The sequence below is a fragment of the Paraburkholderia phenazinium genome, from assembly GCF_900142845.1.
Lineage (GTDB): Bacteria > Pseudomonadota > Gammaproteobacteria > Burkholderiales > Burkholderiaceae > Paraburkholderia > Paraburkholderia phenazinium_A.
Genome location: NZ_FSRU01000003.1, coordinates 765,512 through 784,169, shown reverse-complemented (window position 1 = coordinate 784,169; position 18,658 = coordinate 765,512). Strand labels below are relative to the sequence as shown.

Genomic DNA, 18,658 nt, shown 5'->3' with positions numbered 1-18,658 from the left:
GCCGCGCATCGCCGTGCTTTGCCAATCTTGCTGATCCGTAGCCATGCAACTACGACTTGACGCGCTCGAAGCGCACCTCGCGAAGGGACTCGCCGGCCTGTACGTCGTGTACGGCGACGAGCACCTGCTCGCGCAGGAAGCGGGCGACCGCATCCGCGCGGCGGCGCGTGCGGCCGGCTATACCGATCGCTCGGTGTTCACGGTCGAGCGTGGCTTCGACTGGAGCTCGCTGCTGGGCGCGAGCCAGTCGATGTCGCTGTTCGGCGACAAGCAACTGGTCGAACTGCGGATCCCATCGGGCAAGCCCGGGAAGGATGGCGGCGATGCGTTGAAAGCGCTCGCTGCCGCGGTCAACCCCGACGTTCTGACGATGATCACGTTGCCGCGTCTCGATTCGGCGACGCAAAAGGCCGCGTGGTTCACGGCGCTGTCAGAGGCTGGCGTTGCCCTGAAAATCGATCCGGTCGAGCGCGCGCAATTGCCGAACTGGGTGGGTCAACGGCTCTCGCAACAGGGGCAGCGTGTGGCCGCCGGTGAGGAAGGGCGGCGTGCGCTGGCGTTCATCGCGGAGCGGGTGGAAGGCAACCTGCTGGCGGCGCATCAGGAGATCCAGAAGCTCGGGTTGTTGTATCCGGCCGGGGTGTTGAGCTTCGAGCAGGTTCAGGACGCCGTGCTCAACGTGGCCCGCTACGACGTGTTCAAGCTGAACGAGGCGATGCTGGCGGGGGATGTGGGCCGGCTTTCGCGCATGCTCGACGGCTTGCGCGGCGAGGGCGAGGCCGCGGTGCTGGTGCTGTGGGCCGTGGTTGAAGAAGTCCGCACGTTGTTGCGGATCAAGCGCGGGGTTGCGGCGGGCAAGCCGCTTGCGATGCTCACGCGCGAGAACCGCGTGTGGGGGCCGCGTGAGCGGTTGATCGGACCGGCGCTCTCGCGTGTGACCGAAGCGGCGCTGGAGAAAGGGCTCGCACTTGCTGCGAAGCTTGACCGGCAGGTCAAGGGACTTTCCGGCGGCACGCCCGGGAATCACCGTAACGATCCGCCGCCTGATCCATGGGATGGGCTTTTCGAACTGGCGATGACAGTGGCTTCGCCAGTGACGCCAGCGACAGCCTCATCGCCACGCAGGCCGGGGCCAGCCGTTACAGCGCGCAGGCCAGCCTGAGGTAGTGCAGCGGTTTAGGCAGCAGGGCGGGTGGACGCGAGTGCTTCACTTTGCGCGGCGTCAGCATCCGTGCCGGCGTCCACGAACCGCGTGACTACACCTCGTGGCTGACCCCGCGCCAGGCAAGCCGCCGTAACTCGCCTTACAATCGTTTGATGTTTCGCTAATTCTGTCAGTCCGCGGCACGTGAGCGTGCGCGGCACCACGAGAATCACCATGGATATCGACCAGTACATGACCGACCTCGGCCGCCGCGCCCGTCACGCTTCGCGTGCGATGGCGCGGGCGTCGACGGCGGCGAAGAATGCCGCGCTCGATGCGGTAGCCCGCGCCATCGAGCGCGATGCTGCGCAGTTGAAGGACGCCAACGCGCGCGACCTGGCCCGGGCTCGCGATAAAGGGCATGACGCGGCGTTCATCGACCGTCTGACGCTATCGGACAAGGCTTTGAAAACGATGGTTGAAGGCTTGCGCCAGGTCGCGGCGCTGGCCGATCCGATCGGTGAGATCAGCAATCTGAAATACCGTCCCAGTGGCATCCAGGTTGGGCAGATGCGCGTACCGCTCGGTGTGATTGGGATCATCTATGAATCGCGTCCGAACGTGACCATCGACGCTGCCGCGCTGTGCCTGAAGTCCGGTAATGCGGCAATTTTGCGTGGCGGGTCGGAAGCGCTTGAATGCAATACCGCGCTGGCGAAGCTGATCGGCGAGGGGTTGGAAGCCGCCGGTTTGCCGCAGGACGCGGTGCAGGTGGTGGCCACGTCGGATCGTGCGGCGGTCGGCAAGCTGATCACGATGACGGACTACGTTGATGTGATCGTACCGCGGGGTGGCAAGAGCCTGATTGCGCGCTTGATGGAAGAGGCGCGCGTGCCGATGATCAAGCACCTCGACGGTATCTGCCACGTGTACGTTGACGACCGTGCCGATCTGACGAAGGCGTTGACGGTCTGCGACAACGCCAAGACTCACCGCTACGGCACGTGCAACACGATGGAAACGCTGCTGGTGGCGCGCGGTATTGCGCACGAAGTATTGCCGCCGCTGGGCAAACTGTATCGCGGCAAGGAAGTCGAGTTGCGGGTGGACCCCGCGGCGCGTGCCGTGCTGGCGGAAGCTGGCATTGGCCCGCTCGTCGACGCAACCGAGGAAGACTGGCGCACCGAATACCTCGCGCCGGTGCTGGCGATCAAGGTAGTCGACGGCCTTGATGCGGCCATCGAGCACATCAACGAATACAGCTCCCATCACACCGATGCGATCGTCACCGAAGACCACGACCGCGCGATGCGCTTCCTGCGCGAAGTGGATTCGGCAAGTGTGATGGTCAACGCCTCGACGCGTTTTGCGGATGGCTTCGAGTTCGGTCTTGGCGCGGAAATCGGCATTTCGAACGACAAGCTGCATGCGCGCGGGCCGGTAGGGCTGGAAGGGCTGACGTCCCTGAAGTATGTGGTGCTGGGGCACGGCGAAGGCCGTCAGTGACCCGCCGCTTCACACGATTGACAGCAAACAAACGCTAACAAGCCGCACAAGGACCGCCGATGCTTTGGGTAAAAACGTTTCACATCATTCTGATTGCTTCCTGGTTTGCCGGTCTGTTCTATCTGCCGCGCATCTTCGTCAATCTGGCGATGGAAACGGAACCCGCTGCGACGGCGCGACTGCTCGTCATGGCTCGCAAGCTCTACCGCTTCATGACGTTTATCGCGTTTCCGGCGCTGGCGTGCGGGTTGTGGCTGTGGCTTGTGATCGGCATTGGGCGTGGGCAAGGTTGGATGCATGCGAAGCTGGGCGTGGTCGTGTTGCTGATCGCTTATCACGTCTATTGCGGGCGGTTGCTCGCGACGTTTGAACGTGGCGAGAATCGTCGTTCGCATAAGTGGTATCGCATGTTTAACGAGCTGCCGGTGCTGGGGATGTTGGCGGCGGTGGCATTGGTCGTGATCAAGCCGTTTTAAAAATAGGAGTAATCCTATTTACTGTTTTTCTGCGTATTCGATTATCCGTGCACGGTTGTTTGGATGCGCGGAATTCCACTCCGGAAGCACCGCTTCGTAAATTGACATTCGTCTAGAATCGTCAATCTCATTTCGGCCATTTCTGCGCCGTCTTTCCTTCCGTCGAATTGCCATTCCGCTGATTGTTGCCTTCGGAATTTTCCGAATCTGAAGCACGACTCGATCGGGCTGCTGCATGCGCTTCTCGCGTGCCTTGTCATCCGTGAGTCTTGCCAGTGTGGGATTTACGCCGGTCGCACGTCCAACAAATCCTCGCTTCTCGTGGGAAAAATCTTATCAGCGACGGTTATGGTTTAAGAACCGTCCTATTAATCGGCGAAATTCCTAAATTTATAGTGGCTTCATCCCGGAAGGATTAATGGGATGGTCCGCAAATATCAACTTGGACTGGCCTGATTTCAATCCTTCTGCACTGACTGACGCGCGTAGGTCTCCGTTAAGACACCTCTCGCCGCGCAGAACCCGTTACCTGATATCCCGAAGGATGAAATCATGAACAAGTCATACAAGAGCGTATGGAACGAAACTACCGGAACGTACGTGGCCGCATCGGAAACGGCGAAGGGCCGCGGCAAGTCGAGCAGGAACCAGAAGGCGCTGATTGCGGCGCTGCTGGCAGCCGGGGTGGGGTTCGGCACGGCGGTAAAGTCTGAAGCGGCTGCGACGCCCAACTCTTTCGCCGTTGGCATCCTGGGGACGAATCCGGGTGACACGGACTGCATCTCTTCCGCGGACGGCGCGCAGGTGACCACGAATGGCGACTGCGACGCTGCGTCACAGCAGGCCGGGATTGTTTCCTACGACGGCAGCGGTGCAGCAGGCGCGTATTTCACGGCGACCGATCCCAATACCGCCCATATTGGTGCCGGTGGCATCGACCAGTTGAGGATCACGAATAAAGGTTTGTTCGTGCTGAACGGGCTCGATATGGGCGGCTTCAAAATCACTAACCTGGCACCGGGCGACGTATCGGCCTCGAGCACGGACGCGGTGAATGGTTCCGATCTGTATGGGCTCGCTGCGAGTGCTGCAGCGGCGCTCGGTGGCGAGTCGAGCGTGACGGCGAACGGTGCGATCTCGGCGCCGTCGTACCTCGTGGGCGGCACGACAGTACACAATGTCGGCGCGGCTATCACCAATCTCGACGGCCGGGTGACGACGAGCGCGACGGATATTAGCAGCTTGCAGACCACCGTCAGCAACATCACCAATGGCATGGGTGTCGCCAATTCTGCCTACTTTAAAGTGGCGGGCAGTAACAATGGTTCTGACAACGCGTCTATAGTCTCCACTCCTCACGCAATAGCGATTGGGTCTGGCGCAAAGGTTACCTCGGACTATGACGGTGCCATTGCCATCGGTGCCAATGCATCGACGTCATTTAACGGTTATTTCGGGAGCTTGGCACTCGGCGCAGGAGCTACAGCAAATTCGGGTATCGCAATCGGTTACCAGTCGAGTGCGACAGCCGGTTATGCGGTCGCTTTGGGACGCGGCGCAGTTGCAAACGGTTTCGGCGCGATCGCGTTGGGCGGTGGGGCGTCGGCCATTGCGGGCAGCGTCGCGCTTGGCCAGAGTTCGGTGGCCGACCGTGCCCGCACGGTTTCGGTCGGTGTATCCGGAGCGACGCGCCAGATCGTGAACGTGACGGCCGGTACGCAAGCCACCGACGCGATCAACTACGCGCAGTTGCAGGCGGCGGGTCTGAAGGTCGACACAAGCGGCAACGCAACGAACTCCTTCGTCGCGTACGACGATACGACGATGGGCAAGGTCACGCTGGGCGGCGAGTCGGGCACGACGCTGACTAACCTGGCAGCGGGTGAGGTGTCGGCCTCGAGCAAGGACGCGGTGAGCGGTTCGCAATTGTATGCGACCAACCAGAGCGTTGCACAGAACGCCGCTGCCATCGCGCAGAACAGCAGCGACATCGCTCAAAACGCCACCGACGTCTCGAACCTCGACACGCGCGTCACGACGGTTGAAGGCTCGGTGAGCAACCTGACTAACCAGATCAACTCGGGCGCCGTGGGCCTCGTGCAGCAGGACCAGACTTCGGGTGCATTGACGGTTGCCAGCAGCACGGGCGGCTCGAGCGTCGACTTCACCGGTACCGAAGGTGCGCGTGAACTGCTCGGCGTCGCTGCCGGTACGACGAACAACTCAGCGGTCAATCTCGGCCAGTTGAGCCCGGTTGTGTCGTCGCTCGGTGGCGGTGCGCAGGTCAACTCGGACGGTTCGATCACCGGCCCGACGTACCACGTGCAGGGCGGCACGCAGACCACGGTCGGCGGCGCGCTCGATACGCTCGACAGCGGTCTGTCGTCGCTGCAGACGCAGATCAGCAACGGCAGCATCGGTATCGTCACGCAGGATCCGACCTCGCGTGATCTGCTGGTCGGCGCATCAATGGATGGTCTGCGCGTCAACATGGCCGGTGCGAAGGGTAACCGCGTCGTGACGGGCGTGGCAGCCGGCACGGTTGGCGTAGAGAGCGTCGATGCGGTGAACGGCTCGCAGTTGTACGCGAACGCAGCCAGCACGGCTGCGGCGCTCGGCGGCGGTTCGAGCGCCAACGCGGACGGCACCGTTTCAGCGCCGAGCTATAGCGTCGGCGGGACGACGGTGTACAACGTGGGTGCAGCCATCACGAACATCGACGGTCGTGTTACGCAGAACACCTCCGACATCGCCAGCCTGCAAAACACGGTCGGCACGATGAGCGGTTCGGTGGCGAATGCGGTGTCATACGACTCGTCGGCGCACAACCAGGTGACTTTGGGTGGTTCGACCAGCGCCGCCGCCGTCAAGCTGACCAACGTGCAGGCCGGTGAGTTGTCGGCGACGAGCACGGATGCGGTGAACGGCGCGCAGTTGTGGGATACCAACCAGCAGTTGTCGAATCTGACGCAGTCGATGCAGAACCAGCAGCAGACCGGCAACAGTTCCATGTCGGTGAATAACACCAGCGACCCGGCGCCATCGGCCACGGGCAGCGGTGCGATCGCGATTGGCGGCGGCGCGCAGGCTAGCGGCGATAACTCGGTGGCGATCGGCGCAGGTTCGGTGGCCGATCAGGCGAACACGGTTTCGGTCGGCTCCCAAGGCAACGAGCGCCGCATCACCAACGTGGCGCCGGGTCAGGCGCCCACCGACGCGGTGAACCTTGGGCAGATGCAGTCCGCTATCGGCGATACCGCGCGTGCGGCCTATGGTGGCATCGCGGCGGCCACAGCGCTGACCATGATTCCGGAAGTCGATCCGGGCAAGACGGTGGCGGTCGGTATGGCCGGTGCAACCTACAAGGGTTATCAAGCCGCGGCAGTCGGTGCGTCTGCTCGAATCACGCAGAATCTGAAGATCAAGATCGGCGCCGGCGTGAGCGGCAATGAAACGACGGTCGGTGCGGGTGCGTCGTATCAATGGTAACGGGATGACGGTTGCGAGAGGCGGTGCAGTCGGGCCGCTTTAGGCGAACCGCGCATAGACAGGTAGCAAAAAGTCGGGCTCCCAAACGGGAGCCCGACTTTTTTGTGCACTCGCTGACCGCTCCGAGTCGTGCAGACCCTACACGTGGATTCGACGCTGTACGTGGGCTTAAGCAGTAACTTCCGGCCGCGTCGCCCGCCGCCTCTTACCCCCGCGGATCAATCCGCCTGCGATTAATCACTTCCTTCGCCTGAGCCATCTTCTCAACCAGCTCCGGCCCGCGGCTCAGCGCCACTCCCACCGCCAGAATATCGCCAATCGCCAGATGCGAGACGCGCGAGGTCATCGGCGAAAAGATATCCGTATCCTCATCCACGTTGGCAAACAGACCCACGGTCGCCAGCCGCGCCAGCGGCGAATTGCCGTGCGTGATCGCGATCACCTTCGCGCCGGTTGCGAGCGCCATCGTTGCCGCATCGACGATATCGCGCGTGCGCCCGGTGTTCGAAATCGCCACCACCACATCGCCTTCACCGAGCAGCGGCGCCGACATCAGAAACGTATGCGGGTCCGAATACGCGACGCTCGGCATGCCGAGGCGAAAGAACTTGTGCTGCACGTCGAGAGCCGCGATGCCGGAACCCCCAGCACCGTAAAACTCGATCCGCCGCGCCTTGGCGAGCAGCGCAATCGCCGCCGCGACGCTATCGGACGACAGATTGTTGCGCACCTGGATCAGCGCGCCGATGGTCCGGTCGAGCACCTTGGCGGCGACGCCCGGCGCCGGTTCGTCGGGACGTACGTCGCGATACACCGCCGGCACTTCGGCCGCAATGCCCTGCGCGAGCCGGATCTTGAACTCGCGGAAACCCGAAAAGCCGAGCGCATGGCAAAAGCGCGCGATGGTCGGCTGGCTCACGCCGGCGCGCGCGGCCACCTCGTTCATCGACAGGTCGAGCACCTCGCGCGGCGCTTCGATCACGTAGTCGGCCAGCTTGCGCTCGGATGGGCGCAACTGCTCACGCATCTCTTCCAGCTGGGACAGCATCATTGGAAAACTCGCACTATGCTGAAGAATGCGTGGACTATAGCTGATTGCTAGAGATGTACAAAAACTACATATTGTGAGTAGGTGTATTCCCTAAGTTGCTTGTTGGGTTTGGCCCGATGGCCTTGTATAAAGGACTGCAGCGATATTTCCAGTTGCTGCGCTGCAAAGAGGATTCGCGTTGCGATCGTGTAGTTTTTCTACTAAACTCTCGTGGTCGACTAGATTCGACGTCCCCGCGATCCCCACCTGGCCCTGCGCGCGTGTTCGCCTTCAGCCAGTGACGAAGGAGCTTCGATGGTTTCCCCGCATTCGCAATTGCTCAAGGTCACGCAACGCGTGATCGAACGCAGCAAGCCCACCCGCGCCGCCTATCTGGCGCGCATCGACAAAGCCCAAGGCAAGTTTCCGGTGCGCGGCGCGCTGTCGTGCGCGAATCTCGCGCACGGCTTTGCCGGCCTCGAAGGCAACGACAAGCTGGTGATCAAACAGATCCGCGAGCCGAACATCGGCATCGTGTCGTCGTACAACGAGATGCTGTCCGCGCACGCGCCGTTCAAGAATTATCCCGACATCATCAAGCAGGCCGCTCGTGAAAACGGCGGCGTCGCGCAGTTCGCGGGCGGCGTGCCGGCCATGTGCGATGGCGTCACGCAAGGCAATGCGGGCATGGAGCTGTCGCTGTTCTCGCGTGAAGTGATTGCGATGAGCACGGCAGTCGCACTCACGCACAACATGTTCGACGCGGCGTTGTGCCTCGGCATCTGCGACAAGATCGTGCCGGGTCTCCTGATCGGCGCGCTGCAGTTCGGCCACATCCCGACCATCTTTGTCCCTGCCGGCCCGATGACCAGCGGTCTCGGTAATGACGACAAGGCGAAGATCCGCCAGCAGTTCGCCACCGGCCAGTGCGACCGCGGCGCGCTGCTCGAAGCAGAGGCGGCTGCGTATCACGGTCACGGCACCTGCACCTTCTACGGCACCGCGAACAGCAACCAGATGCTGATGGAAGTGATGGGTCTGCATCTGCCCGGCTCGGCGTTTGTGCATCCGCACACGCCGCTGCGCGATGCGCTCACTGCTCAAGCTGCGCGTCGCGTGCTCGACCTGACGGTGGAGCGCGGCAACTACACGCCGATCGGCCACGTGGTCGACGAGAAGGCCATCGTCAACGGCATCGTCGCCCTGCTGGCGACGGGCGGTTCGACCAATCACACGCTGCACCTGGTGGCGATTGCGCGCGCGGCGGGCATCGTGATCGACTGGGACGATTTCGACCAGCTCTCGCAAAACGTGCCGCTGCTCGCGAAGATCTACCCGAACGGCAAGGCCGACGTGAACCACTTCCACGCCGCGGGTGGCGTGGCGTTCCTGGTCCGCAATCTGCTGGAAGGCGGTTTGCTGCACGAAGACGTCAACACGGTGGCCGGTAAGGGACTGCATCACTACACCGAAGAGCCGAAGCTGCTCGACGGCAAGCTGACCTGGGTGCCGGGCGTGACGGAGAGCCAGGAAACGGCGGTGTTGCGCGGCATCAGCGAGCCGTTCCAGCCGGACGGCGGTCTGCGTCTGATGCAGGGCAAGCTCGGGCGCGGCGTCATCAAGATTTCGGCGGTTGCGGCGCAGCATCGCAAGGTGAAGGCGCCTGCCATTGTGTTCGATTCGCAGGAAGCGGTGCAGGAAGCCTTCGATAAGGGCGAACTGAAGCGCGATTTCGTGGCGGTGGTGCGCTTCCAGGGCGCCCGCGCAAACGGCATGCCCGAACTGCACCGTTTGACGCCGCTGCTCGGCGTGTTGCAGGATCAGGGTTTCCATGTCGCGCTCGTCACGGATGGGCGTATGTCGGGCGCTTCGGGCAAGGTGCCGGCCGTCATCCACGTCTCGCCGGAAGCCTTGCTGGAAGGGCCGATCGGCAAGGTGCGCACGGGCGACATGCTGGTGATCGACGCTGAAGCCGGCGTGCTCGACATCGAAATCGATGCGGCCGAATGGGCGGCGCGGCCGGAAGCGTTGCCGCAGCATCAGGCGGAAAACGAAGTCGGCTTCGGCCGCGAACTGTTTGGTGTGTTCCGTGCGGCCGCTGCGCCTGCGGAGCTGGGCGCCTCGGTATTTGGCCCGATGGTGGGTGAAGTTCACGCAAGCCACGCGCTGCAGAAACAAGGAGTCTGACTATGACGGCAAAGAAAGTAAGCGATATCGTGCGCCTCGGCCCGGTGATTCCGGTGCTCGCATTCGACTCGGCGGAACAAGGTGAGAGCGTATCGCGTGCACTGCATGCAGGCGGCGTGAAGGTGCTGGAAATCACGTTGCGTACGGAAGCCGGTCTGAAGGCTATCGAACGCGCGAGCCAGCTGGCCGAAGACATCGTGGTGGGCGTCGGCACGATCACGAAGCCGGAGCACTGCGCGCAGGCCAAGAAAGCGGGCGCACAGTTCGGCGTCTCGCCGGGTCTGACGAAGGACATGCACAAGGCCGCGCAGGACGCCGGTCTGCCGCTGCTGCCGGGTGTGATGACCCCGAGCGACATCATCGTTGCACTCGAACTCGGCTACGAGATCGTCAAGTTCTTCCCGGCGCAGCAGGCGGGCGGTGTGCCGATGCTGCAGGCGTTTTATGGCCCGTTCCCGACGCTGAAGTTCTGCCCGACCGGTGGCATCTCGGCGGAAACGGCCCCTAACTTCCTGGCGCTGCCGAACGTCGTCTGCGTGGGCGGTTCGTGGCTCACGCCGAAGTCCGCGGTCGCGGCGCAGAACTGGGACGAGATTACGCGTCTCGCGCGTGCAGCGACTGAACTCGCCGCACCGGCCCACTGAGGGCGAGACCGATCTGAGTCGCGATGCTGGCGCCGGCAGATAGTTTGGCTGGCGTTCGTGCAAGGGACTCATGGGTTCGAAGTCACGTCGGGAATCGGGCGGAGTCTCAAGGAGCCTCGTTGTTGCAGCCGTTCAGGTCGCGACGCCGAGGCTCCTTTTTTATCGTGGCTGGGCGTTTCGCGCGCTCAGAATGCAAACAAACAGTAAAATTCAGCGTCCGAGCGGCTAACCGGGATTAACCGGTTTCGCGTGAGGCGTGGAGACAGCCGGCGCGACTGGGTTCACACTGGCCTACGTTTGCGCAAGACAATGCCGAACCGTCCCAAGCTTCGCGCGAAGTGCCAGGCGCCAGGTTTGCCGGCGCTCATAACCAACAATGCAAAAGGAGGCGCTCCATGGGAGCTAGCCATGGCAGCTTGCTGCTGATTTACGCGGTGGTCGCTATTGCCGCGTTGATCCTGTTGATCACGCGCTTCAAGGTCTATCCGTTCCTCGTCCTGATCATCGTCTCGCTGCTGCTTGGACTCGTGGCCGGCATGCCGATGGGCACCATCGTCAAGTCGTTCGAAACCGGCAATGGCAACACGCTTGGCCACATTGCGATCGTGGTCGGCCTCGGCACCATGCTCGGCAAGATGATGGCCGAGTCGGGTGGGGCGGAACGCATTGCTACGACCCTGATCGACAAGTTCGGCGAAAAGCATATCCACTGGGCGATGATGGTGGTGGCGATCATCGTCGGTTTGCCGGTGTTCTTCGAAGTGGGTTTCGTGCTGCTGATTCCGATTGCGTTCAACGTCGCGAAGCGTACCGGCAAGTCGCTGTTGCTGATCGGCCTGCCGATGATCGCCGGCTTGTCCGTCGTGCACGGGCTGATTCCGCCGCACCCTGCGGCGATGCTCGCCGTGCAGGCGTATCACGCGGATATCGGCAAGACAATCGCGTACGGTCTGATTGTCGGCGTGCCATGTGCGATTGTCGCGGGGCCGCTGTTCGCGCTGCTGGTCAGCCGTTACATCAAGCTGCCCGAGCACAATCCGCTGGCCGCGCAGTTTCTCGGTTCGGCTGCGGAAGACAAGGAGAAGCAAACGAAACGTGAGTTGCCGAGTTTTGGCGTGACGTTGTTCACGATTCTGCTGCCGGTGATTCTGATGTTGATCGGCAGTTGGGCGGATCTTGTGTTTGCACCGAACACGTTGCCGAACGACCTGCTGCGTTTCGTCGGCAATTCGGATGTAGCGCTGCTGATCGCCGTGCTGGTCAGCTTCTGGACGTTCGGCGCGAAGCGCGGCTTCAACCGCGAGCAGATCCAGAAATTTTGCGGCGAGTGCCTGGCGCCGATCGCCGGCATCACGCTGATTGTGGGAGCAGGCGGCGGTTTCGGACGCGTGCTGATGGACAGCGGCATTTCGAAGGAAATCGTCAATGCCGCCACGGCGGCGCATCTGTCGCCGCTGTTGTTTGCATGGGCTGTGGCGGCGCTGATTCGTCTCGCGACCGGCTCAGCGACGGTTGCGATGACCACGGCGTGTGGCATCGTCGCTCCCATCGCCGCGGCCGGCGCTGTGCAGGTGCGCCCGGAGCTGCTGGTGTTGGCAACGGGTTCGGGATCGCTGATTTTTTCGCACGTCAACGACGGCGGATTCTGGCTGATCAAGGAGTACTTTGGAATGACGGTGGGGCAGACGTTCAAGACATGGTCGCTGCTCGAAACGATCATTTCGGTGATGGGTTTGGGTTTGACCTTCGCACTGGCGACGGTCCTGTAAGGAGTATCGAATGATTCTGATCGCAATGGGCGTGTCGGGCGCCGGCAAGACGCGGATTGGCGAAATGCTGGCGGAGCGTCTGCAATGCAGCTTCACGGATGGCGATGCGTTTCACAGCGCGGCCAACAAGGAGAAGATGCACAAAGGTATTCCGCTCACCGACGAAGACCGCTGGCCGTGGCTCAAGACGATTCGCGCTGCGATTGAGGAAAAGCAGCACGCGGATGAAGCGGCGGTGTTCACGTGCTCGTCGTTGAAGCGCTCGTATCGCGACGTTCTGCGCGGCGGCGATAGGGACGTGGTGTTTGTGTATCTGAAGGGCTCGTATGAAGTGCTGCACGAGCGCTTGCAGACGCGCACCGGACACTTCTTCGATCCTTCGCTGCTGCAAAGCCAGTTGGATACGCTGGAAGAGCCGGGCGAGGACGAGGCGATTACGGTGAGTATCGAACTGTCGCCGGATGCGATTGTGGATGAGGTGTTGGTGCAGATGAAGCTTCGCTAACGTGGAGGATGGGCTGAACCCGGGCATTTAATCTTCCGACGGGTCGTACCGATATGGGGAAAAATAGTCGCCAGCCGCAGATGCCACGGGTTTTCCGCGGTTGAAATATTGCACGGTGTAGTCGATAAACGAACTCGTTTTGGGTGGAAGATATTGACGCCGCGGATAGACTATTGAAACGTTTTTCTCGGGGTCATCGATTTGATGGCTTTGCAAGATGCGTTTAAGTGCTCCTGCAGTCAATTCGTCGTCCACGAACGGGGAGGGCAGGATCGCGATACCCATCCCGGCAAGCGCCGCCGATCGGACCATCACGGCACTGTTGACGGTGTAAACCGGTCGCAGCAACACGGGCTGGGACGTTCCTGCTGCATCGGTGATATCCCACTTGACCTCGTGCTGTCCTTCCTGCAACGCGACGAATGAGTGCGATGCGAGTTCATCCAGCGTGACGGGCTCGCCGTGACTCGCGAGATAGGCGGGCGCGGCGCACATTACCAAAGGGTGTGTGCCGATCAATCGTTGAACCAGTTCGCCGTCAGACACCATCGTCGATGTCACGAGGCCGACGTCGTATCGACTTTCGTAGCTATCCTTGAGCATGTCCATGCTACGTTCGGCCAACGTCAAGCGCACATTGACTTTCGGGTGGCGACGCCGGTATCCGTCGAGGAGCGGTGTCAATGAAAGCACCGATAATGCGTCTGCCGCCAATATGTTTAGGGTGCCACGCGGTTCCCGTGCGCTTTCTACGACTGATTTTTCCACATGATCTAAATCCTCAAGCACGGCGCGGCATCCTTGTAGATAACGTAAGCCCGCCTCGGTCAGTGAGACGCGGCGCGAGGTGCGATTGAGAAGTCGAGTTTGCAAGCGGGCTTCGAGCATTGCGATCGACCTCGTCGCGAGCGCGTTGGACACGGCGAGCTGCTTTGCAGCACGACGAAAACTTTGCGTGTCAGCGACGTTGACAAACAGTCGCATCGCTTGAAGCTGATCCACGGATTGCCTCGCATGCGCGGCGTAGCCGCGCGAATATCATTGAGAAACGATTTGTCTAGGATAAATTGCTTAGGAAAACGATGTTGTTTCAATCAATTTGCGTGTGCAGTATAAGATTCGTTGCCGTTGTCGCCATGACGTGAAGGTGACATCTTTGTCATCTATTTCGTCTGGATTGCGAAAACGGCTAGGGCGAGAATCATGTCGGATGGTATGGCAGGAGGCCGCCTCAGGGCTGCCTCCAATGCCAATTCAATAGACGGGATCACGTCAAAGCGGCGACAGCGCTCTCAAAGCTGGCGCCCCCGTACAGGGCGGTGTAATGCACCTGCAGAATCACATCGTTGAGCGAGGCCCGCAGCGCGGTCTGTTCGTCCGAAGTGGGGTTCGGGAAACTCAGATGCCATTTCGACACCGCCCCGGTGCCTTCAAACGGCAGATAGCGTTCGTCGCCAAAGCTCAGCGAAAACAGCCCACTGTCGTTGAGCCCCGACGAGATAGCCACCTGCTGGTTGGCGCGCGGGTTGACCATGAGGTTGTTGGCGTTCCCGGTCGTGGCATCTCGGAGATATTTCACGCCTTCGATATCCGCCTTGAGCAGCATGCTGCTGCTGGTCTGGGTCAGTGTTACGCGCACGTCCTGATAGGGGCCCAGCAACGTTGGCAGCGTCACTGTTACGAGACTCAACTGGCGCAGGTAGTGCCCGGGATAGTCCGAATCGAACAGCGCTTCGTCGAGCGTGAAATCCACGTTGCCGCTACTGATGAAGTTGCCCCAGGTGGTGTCGTCGTTGATCAACTGCTTGAGTGCGATGGTTTTCGTCAGCTCCAGACGGCGTACGTTGCGCGACAGCCAGGCGGACTGCATCTGTTGCAGATTCAGTTGCAGGGTCTCGCCCACGAGGAAACCGCGATAGCTGTCGTTCCAGGCATTGGTCTGGATGAACCGGGTGGTCACATCGCCCATCTCATACTGCCAGCACGCTTGCGTGCTCAGGCACAAGGACAACACGGCGTCGTAAGCCTGGTAATACAGCGACGACAACTGGCCGGTCAGCCAGTTGTAGAGCGACGACTGGGTGAAGCGGCTGGTCAGGAAGTTGAGCGTCGACTGCAGGTTCGCCTGTTGCGCCTGCGCCTGGGCCAGCGCGGTTTGCGCACCCTGCTGACGGACACTCAGCGCTTCAAGTTGCTGGCTGATCATATCCATCTCGTCCTGCGCCTGGCTTGCCTGGAAGGACCATTCGTCCTGGCGGCGGTCGTATTCCGCAGAGGTCTGTATTCTCTGAGTGTCGGCGCCCAACGCAGTGACGCTCACCTCGGAGGACTTCGCCGCACCTTGCAGCGCAGCTCCCCAAACGCTCCCGCCGTCGGCGAGTCCAAAGATGTTTGGTGCACAGTTCATCGCAGACCCTGCGACGACTACGCCCGCCGCTGCATCCAGCAAGACCGCCATAGTCGCCATTGTGTCGAGCGCCGACTGCTCCTGTGCGCTGATCCCGTTGTTGTACAGCGATTGGTAGTAGTCCCGTCGGGCCTGTGTCAGAGTGTTGCTGGTCGTCAGCGCGTCGTAGTCCTTGGCCAAGGCATCAATCGCGTTTTGCTGCAGCGAGATGGTAAAGGACGAAATAGTGAGTAACTGCTGCTGATCGAGTTCTTGCAGGGCGGCCGCGTCGCCGCGTTCACAATAGCCCAATAGCGTCTGTCCCAACTGGCTGAGGAAGCCCACGGCCGAGCTAGCGCTTTGCCACATCGCCCGGAAGCGGTACGGCGGGATGGTGGCGACCACCCCGTTGGCAGCGCTGGTCAGCGAGCCGCCCTGGACGCTTTGCGCCATCAGTACCGAGGGGTTGATCGGGGCCGCGTACAGCGGCACGGTAATCGGCAGTCCGTCAATGCTCAGGTTGTGGCGCAGGTTGTACAGGCGCGAGTCGATCAGGTTCCAGTACTGCAGCAACTGGGCATTGAGCGGGGCGATGAAGGCCACATTTGTGCCAACGGTTTGCGTCAGTGCGTAACGGCCGGGGAACAGGGGCAGGTCTGTTGGACTACTTCGTTCAAAAGTCCGCAGCGCAGGATTCTGATAGATACCGTCAGCCAGCGCTGATAGCGTCTGCGGTGTCCAGTCGCTGTAAATGTGCACGTCGGGGCGCGGCCCAAGCAGGTCTTTGGCCTGGGCGTAGCCCAGTTTGGCCAGGCTCAACCCATCGTTGGTCAATAGCCGGTAGCTGGCATCGGCTGATGCGATCAGGTTGCTGACGTAGGCCATGAAAATGGCCTTCTGGTAGTGAACCGGATCGGCGGAGGCGATCGCGTCGGGGTCGGTGGTGAGCTGGCTGACGGTGCCCTGGGCGCCGGCGGCCGGGGTTTCAACCAGCGGGCGCACACTCCAGTAATCCGGCTCCGGGTAGGCGTCGTTACTGCTCTCACGTCCGCGTGCCGCGGGGTCAAAGATGTAGTGATACCAGCTCTGGGCGTCGCTGTACTGTTGTTCCTGGTTGAGGCGATAGGCCACCAGGTGCGGCATATAGAAGAACAGTTCCCAGAAGTAAATGCCGTTGGCGCCGTTGAAGTCCATGGGTACGGGAGGTGGGGACCCGGACCCCAACCCAGGTTCCATTGTCAACTGGGTATTCCAGTTCAGCAGACTATCAAGACTGACACTGGCCTGGCCAATGAGGGTTTTGGCGAACAGGGTGTTAAGACGGATGCTGGCAATCTTGGTGCTGCTATCAACAAACGTATCACCAGCGAAATCCAGATACAGTGCCGTGCCTAAAGCGGTGTCAGTACACGTTGAAATGTAAGGGGTATTTTTAATGGTGGTGGTGTTGGTGAGTGTTACCGGGTAAGTTTCGTAAACAACGCGATTATCATCGGTAAAATAACCAAACGATATGCTGATTACGAAGGAGTTGTCGGAAGGTTTGTCAATAACGATCGTGCCAGTAAAGGATTGGCTATCTGGCTGGAAGCCTGATTGTGGGCCGACATTGAGAATGGTTGTTCCAGAAGCCCATGAGCCGCTTTTAATGCTGAATGTCCATTCTGTATTTACTGGTGTGCAAGTGATCGCCTTATCTGGTTGTACGTAGAAAACGTCTGCGCTGTCAATAAAAATAGGGAAAATCGATAAGCCATATTTATAATCACTAAATGTCCCTGAGTTGGTGATTGTGATGGTTCCATCTCCGTTATTTGTCGACGTTATCTCTCGCGGGGCTGTTGTGGTGTCTAGCCGCAATTGCGCGTACGTTCCCGAGAAATCTGTTCCTGTAATTTCTAAATTGGAAGGAGTTGCTGCGTTATCATTAAGTGTCATTGTGCCATGCAATACTCCAGCGTCAGAAATGTAGCTGCTACCGCCTTCAAGATCAGTTTCCGGTATCTGTGCAGTGATAAACTTTCCGGTATCGAAGCTCTCAGGCACGTAGACGGTTAGCGTCAACGTTTGATCGGGATTGTTGATAATCGAGAAATTCTCGGTCGTTAAAGATGGTAGGTTGCTTGATGCTTTTCCTGAAAAATCATCTTGCGAAGCTGTGACAACTCCGACTGTGGTCACCTCAAAATTGCGAATTTTATAAGCCGATTGAATGCGCTCTTGTCCAGTTGACGTGGAAAAATGATCTAGTAGAAGTGCGTAATCGGTTAGGGAATTATTTTGTGTATCGTTAGACGCTGATTGAACTATGGACGTATTAAACCAGTAGTCAATTTCAACTGTGAAATCTGAGTATCCATAAAATCCAGATGGTGGGGTTGATTCTTGCCTGGATAACCGTGTTTCGCCCAATGCTTGTGATGCACTGGAATATAAGGATAGTAGTAGATCATCGTTTTCGAGGTAATAGACTGCAGCGGTATACAGGAATTCCGGGGTGGCGTTAAACAGGTCGTCGCAGTAGGTCGCCACCTGATTAACGTCGGTTAGCGGGAATTTCGGAGGTGAATCAAGCTGCATTTCCTGCTGATTGCTGATTGCTGCCAGAATATTTGGCGCGCTCCATTTTCTATTAAAATCGCAGTATGATGAATAGGCGCTGATGGTTTGATAGGACGTACTGGTGGTGGTGACGGCACCGCCGCTGGCGCCTGAGATATCCACATCTTTCCCCGACTGTGTTTTCTCAAACCAGAACAGGTACAGCCGGTTGTTGAAATACGCCAGACGCGGCAGCCCCATGAGCGCATCGTCATTGATGGCGGTATTCATCGCATACCACTGGCTCCACGCGCTGGTGGACATCACATTGTCCACATCCCAGCTCATGTCGAACGAACGCCAGTAGTACTGGTACGGCGTTTCACGTGTTCTGCCCAGCATATAGTAGGTGTCGCTGGTCTGATCATCTCCATCCAGATAGCCGCTGATCACGTCCAGGTTGGCCACCTGCTCAAATTCGTTGAGGTAGGCCAGTACCGCCTGCTGGGCGTTGTCCTTATTGATTGCATGTTGATCGAGTGACGATTCCAGCTCGATAAAATACTCGGTTTTACTTTGCCGCAACGTGGGATCGATATAGTCTTCCGGATAAATATCAAGCTCTACCTCTCCCCCCCACACGTCATACTGGCTCGCGCCCGCTTTCCACTGGGTCAGATCGTCGGGATCCAGATAGCGGGTGTCATAGCCCGGTTCCATATTCAGGGCAATACCGTTGATATATTGCTGAATACTGGACATGGCCTGCGCGACCTGCGAGGTGGGCACGGCATTACTGACCAACGGATCAATCAACAGATACTCGTACACGTCTTCCGGTGTTTGCACCAGAGTGGTTAAATCAGTATTGCTGCTATTCGGCACATATTGACCGAGATAATAGGCCAGCAAGGCGTCGCGCTGATGTTCGTTCAGGGATGCAGCGATATCGGTGCTCATGGGAAACCTCATGAAAACAGG

General features: G+C 59.8%; 11 protein-coding genes. 8 read left to right on the top strand and 3 right to left on the bottom strand.

Translation table 11 applies throughout. From position 1 onward, the window contains the following. The first annotated feature begins 43 nt into the window (after window positions 1–43). The 4 genes from holA (at window position 44) to BUS12_RS37115 (ending at window position 6,615) form a co-directional block, all read left to right on the top strand. On the top strand, window positions 44–1,162 hold the full coding sequence (holA, locus tag BUS12_RS37130; protein WP_074302473.1) for a DNA polymerase III subunit delta: 1,119 nt from the start codon (window positions 44–46) through the stop codon (window positions 1,160–1,162). A gap of 216 nt (window positions 1,163–1,378) precedes the next feature. Further along, window positions 1,379–2,650 (top strand): glutamate-5-semialdehyde dehydrogenase, encoded by a 1,272-nt coding sequence (locus tag BUS12_RS37125; protein WP_074302471.1) that lies wholly within the window; start codon window positions 1,379–1,381, stop codon window positions 2,648–2,650. 59 nt (window positions 2,651–2,709) lie between these two features. Further along, window positions 2,710–3,126: a CopD family protein gene (locus BUS12_RS37120; RefSeq protein ID WP_074302469.1), complete on the top strand. Its 417-nt coding sequence runs from the start codon at window positions 2,710–2,712 to the stop codon at window positions 3,124–3,126. A gap of 552 nt (window positions 3,127–3,678) precedes the next feature. Beyond that, the gene (locus BUS12_RS37115) at window positions 3,679–6,615 is read left to right on the top strand and encodes a YadA-like family protein (protein ID WP_083640844.1); all 2,937 of its coding nucleotides are present in this window, start codon (window positions 3,679–3,681) and stop codon (window positions 6,613–6,615) included. Window positions 6,616–6,820: 205 nt separating this feature from the next. Here the strand turns inward: BUS12_RS37115 and BUS12_RS37110 are convergent, their stop codons facing one another. After that, window positions 6,821–7,666 (bottom strand): MurR/RpiR family transcriptional regulator, encoded by an 846-nt coding sequence (locus BUS12_RS37110; protein WP_074302466.1) that lies wholly within the window; start codon window positions 7,664–7,666, stop codon window positions 6,821–6,823. Between the two features lie 294 nt (window positions 7,667–7,960). On the opposite strand from BUS12_RS37110, the gene edd reads away from it, so the two are divergent. The 4 genes from edd (at window position 7,961) to BUS12_RS37090 (ending at window position 12,750) form a co-directional block, all read left to right on the top strand. Next, on the top strand, window positions 7,961–9,832 hold the full coding sequence (gene edd, locus BUS12_RS37105) for a phosphogluconate dehydratase (RefSeq protein ID WP_074302464.1): 1,872 nt from the start codon (window positions 7,961–7,963) through the stop codon (window positions 9,830–9,832). Window positions 9,833–9,834: 2 nt separating this feature from the next. After that, on the top strand, window positions 9,835–10,476 hold the full coding sequence (gene eda / locus BUS12_RS37100; protein ID WP_074302462.1) for a bifunctional 4-hydroxy-2-oxoglutarate aldolase/2-dehydro-3-deoxy-phosphogluconate aldolase: 642 nt from the start codon (window positions 9,835–9,837) through the stop codon (window positions 10,474–10,476). A gap of 395 nt (window positions 10,477–10,871) precedes the next feature. Beyond that, complete coding sequence (locus BUS12_RS37095) at window positions 10,872–12,245, top strand: GntP family permease (RefSeq protein ID WP_074302460.1); 1,374 nt, start codon at window positions 10,872–10,874, stop codon at window positions 12,243–12,245. A gap of 10 nt (window positions 12,246–12,255) precedes the next feature. Then, on the top strand, window positions 12,256–12,750 hold the full coding sequence (locus BUS12_RS37090; RefSeq protein WP_074302459.1) for a gluconokinase: 495 nt from the start codon (window positions 12,256–12,258) through the stop codon (window positions 12,748–12,750). Between the two features lie 27 nt (window positions 12,751–12,777). Here BUS12_RS37090 and BUS12_RS37085 read toward each other — a convergent pair whose 3' ends face one another. Then, window positions 12,778–13,752, bottom strand: coding sequence for a LysR family transcriptional regulator (locus BUS12_RS37085; protein ID WP_143788588.1), 975 nt, complete (start codon window positions 13,750–13,752; stop codon window positions 12,778–12,780). A 265-nt stretch (window positions 13,753–14,017) separates the two neighbouring features. Further along, entirely contained in the window at window positions 14,018–18,637 is a 4,620-nt protein-coding gene (locus BUS12_RS37080; RefSeq protein WP_074302456.1) for a Tc toxin subunit A-related protein, read from the bottom strand. Window positions 18,638–18,658 lie beyond the last annotated feature (21 nt).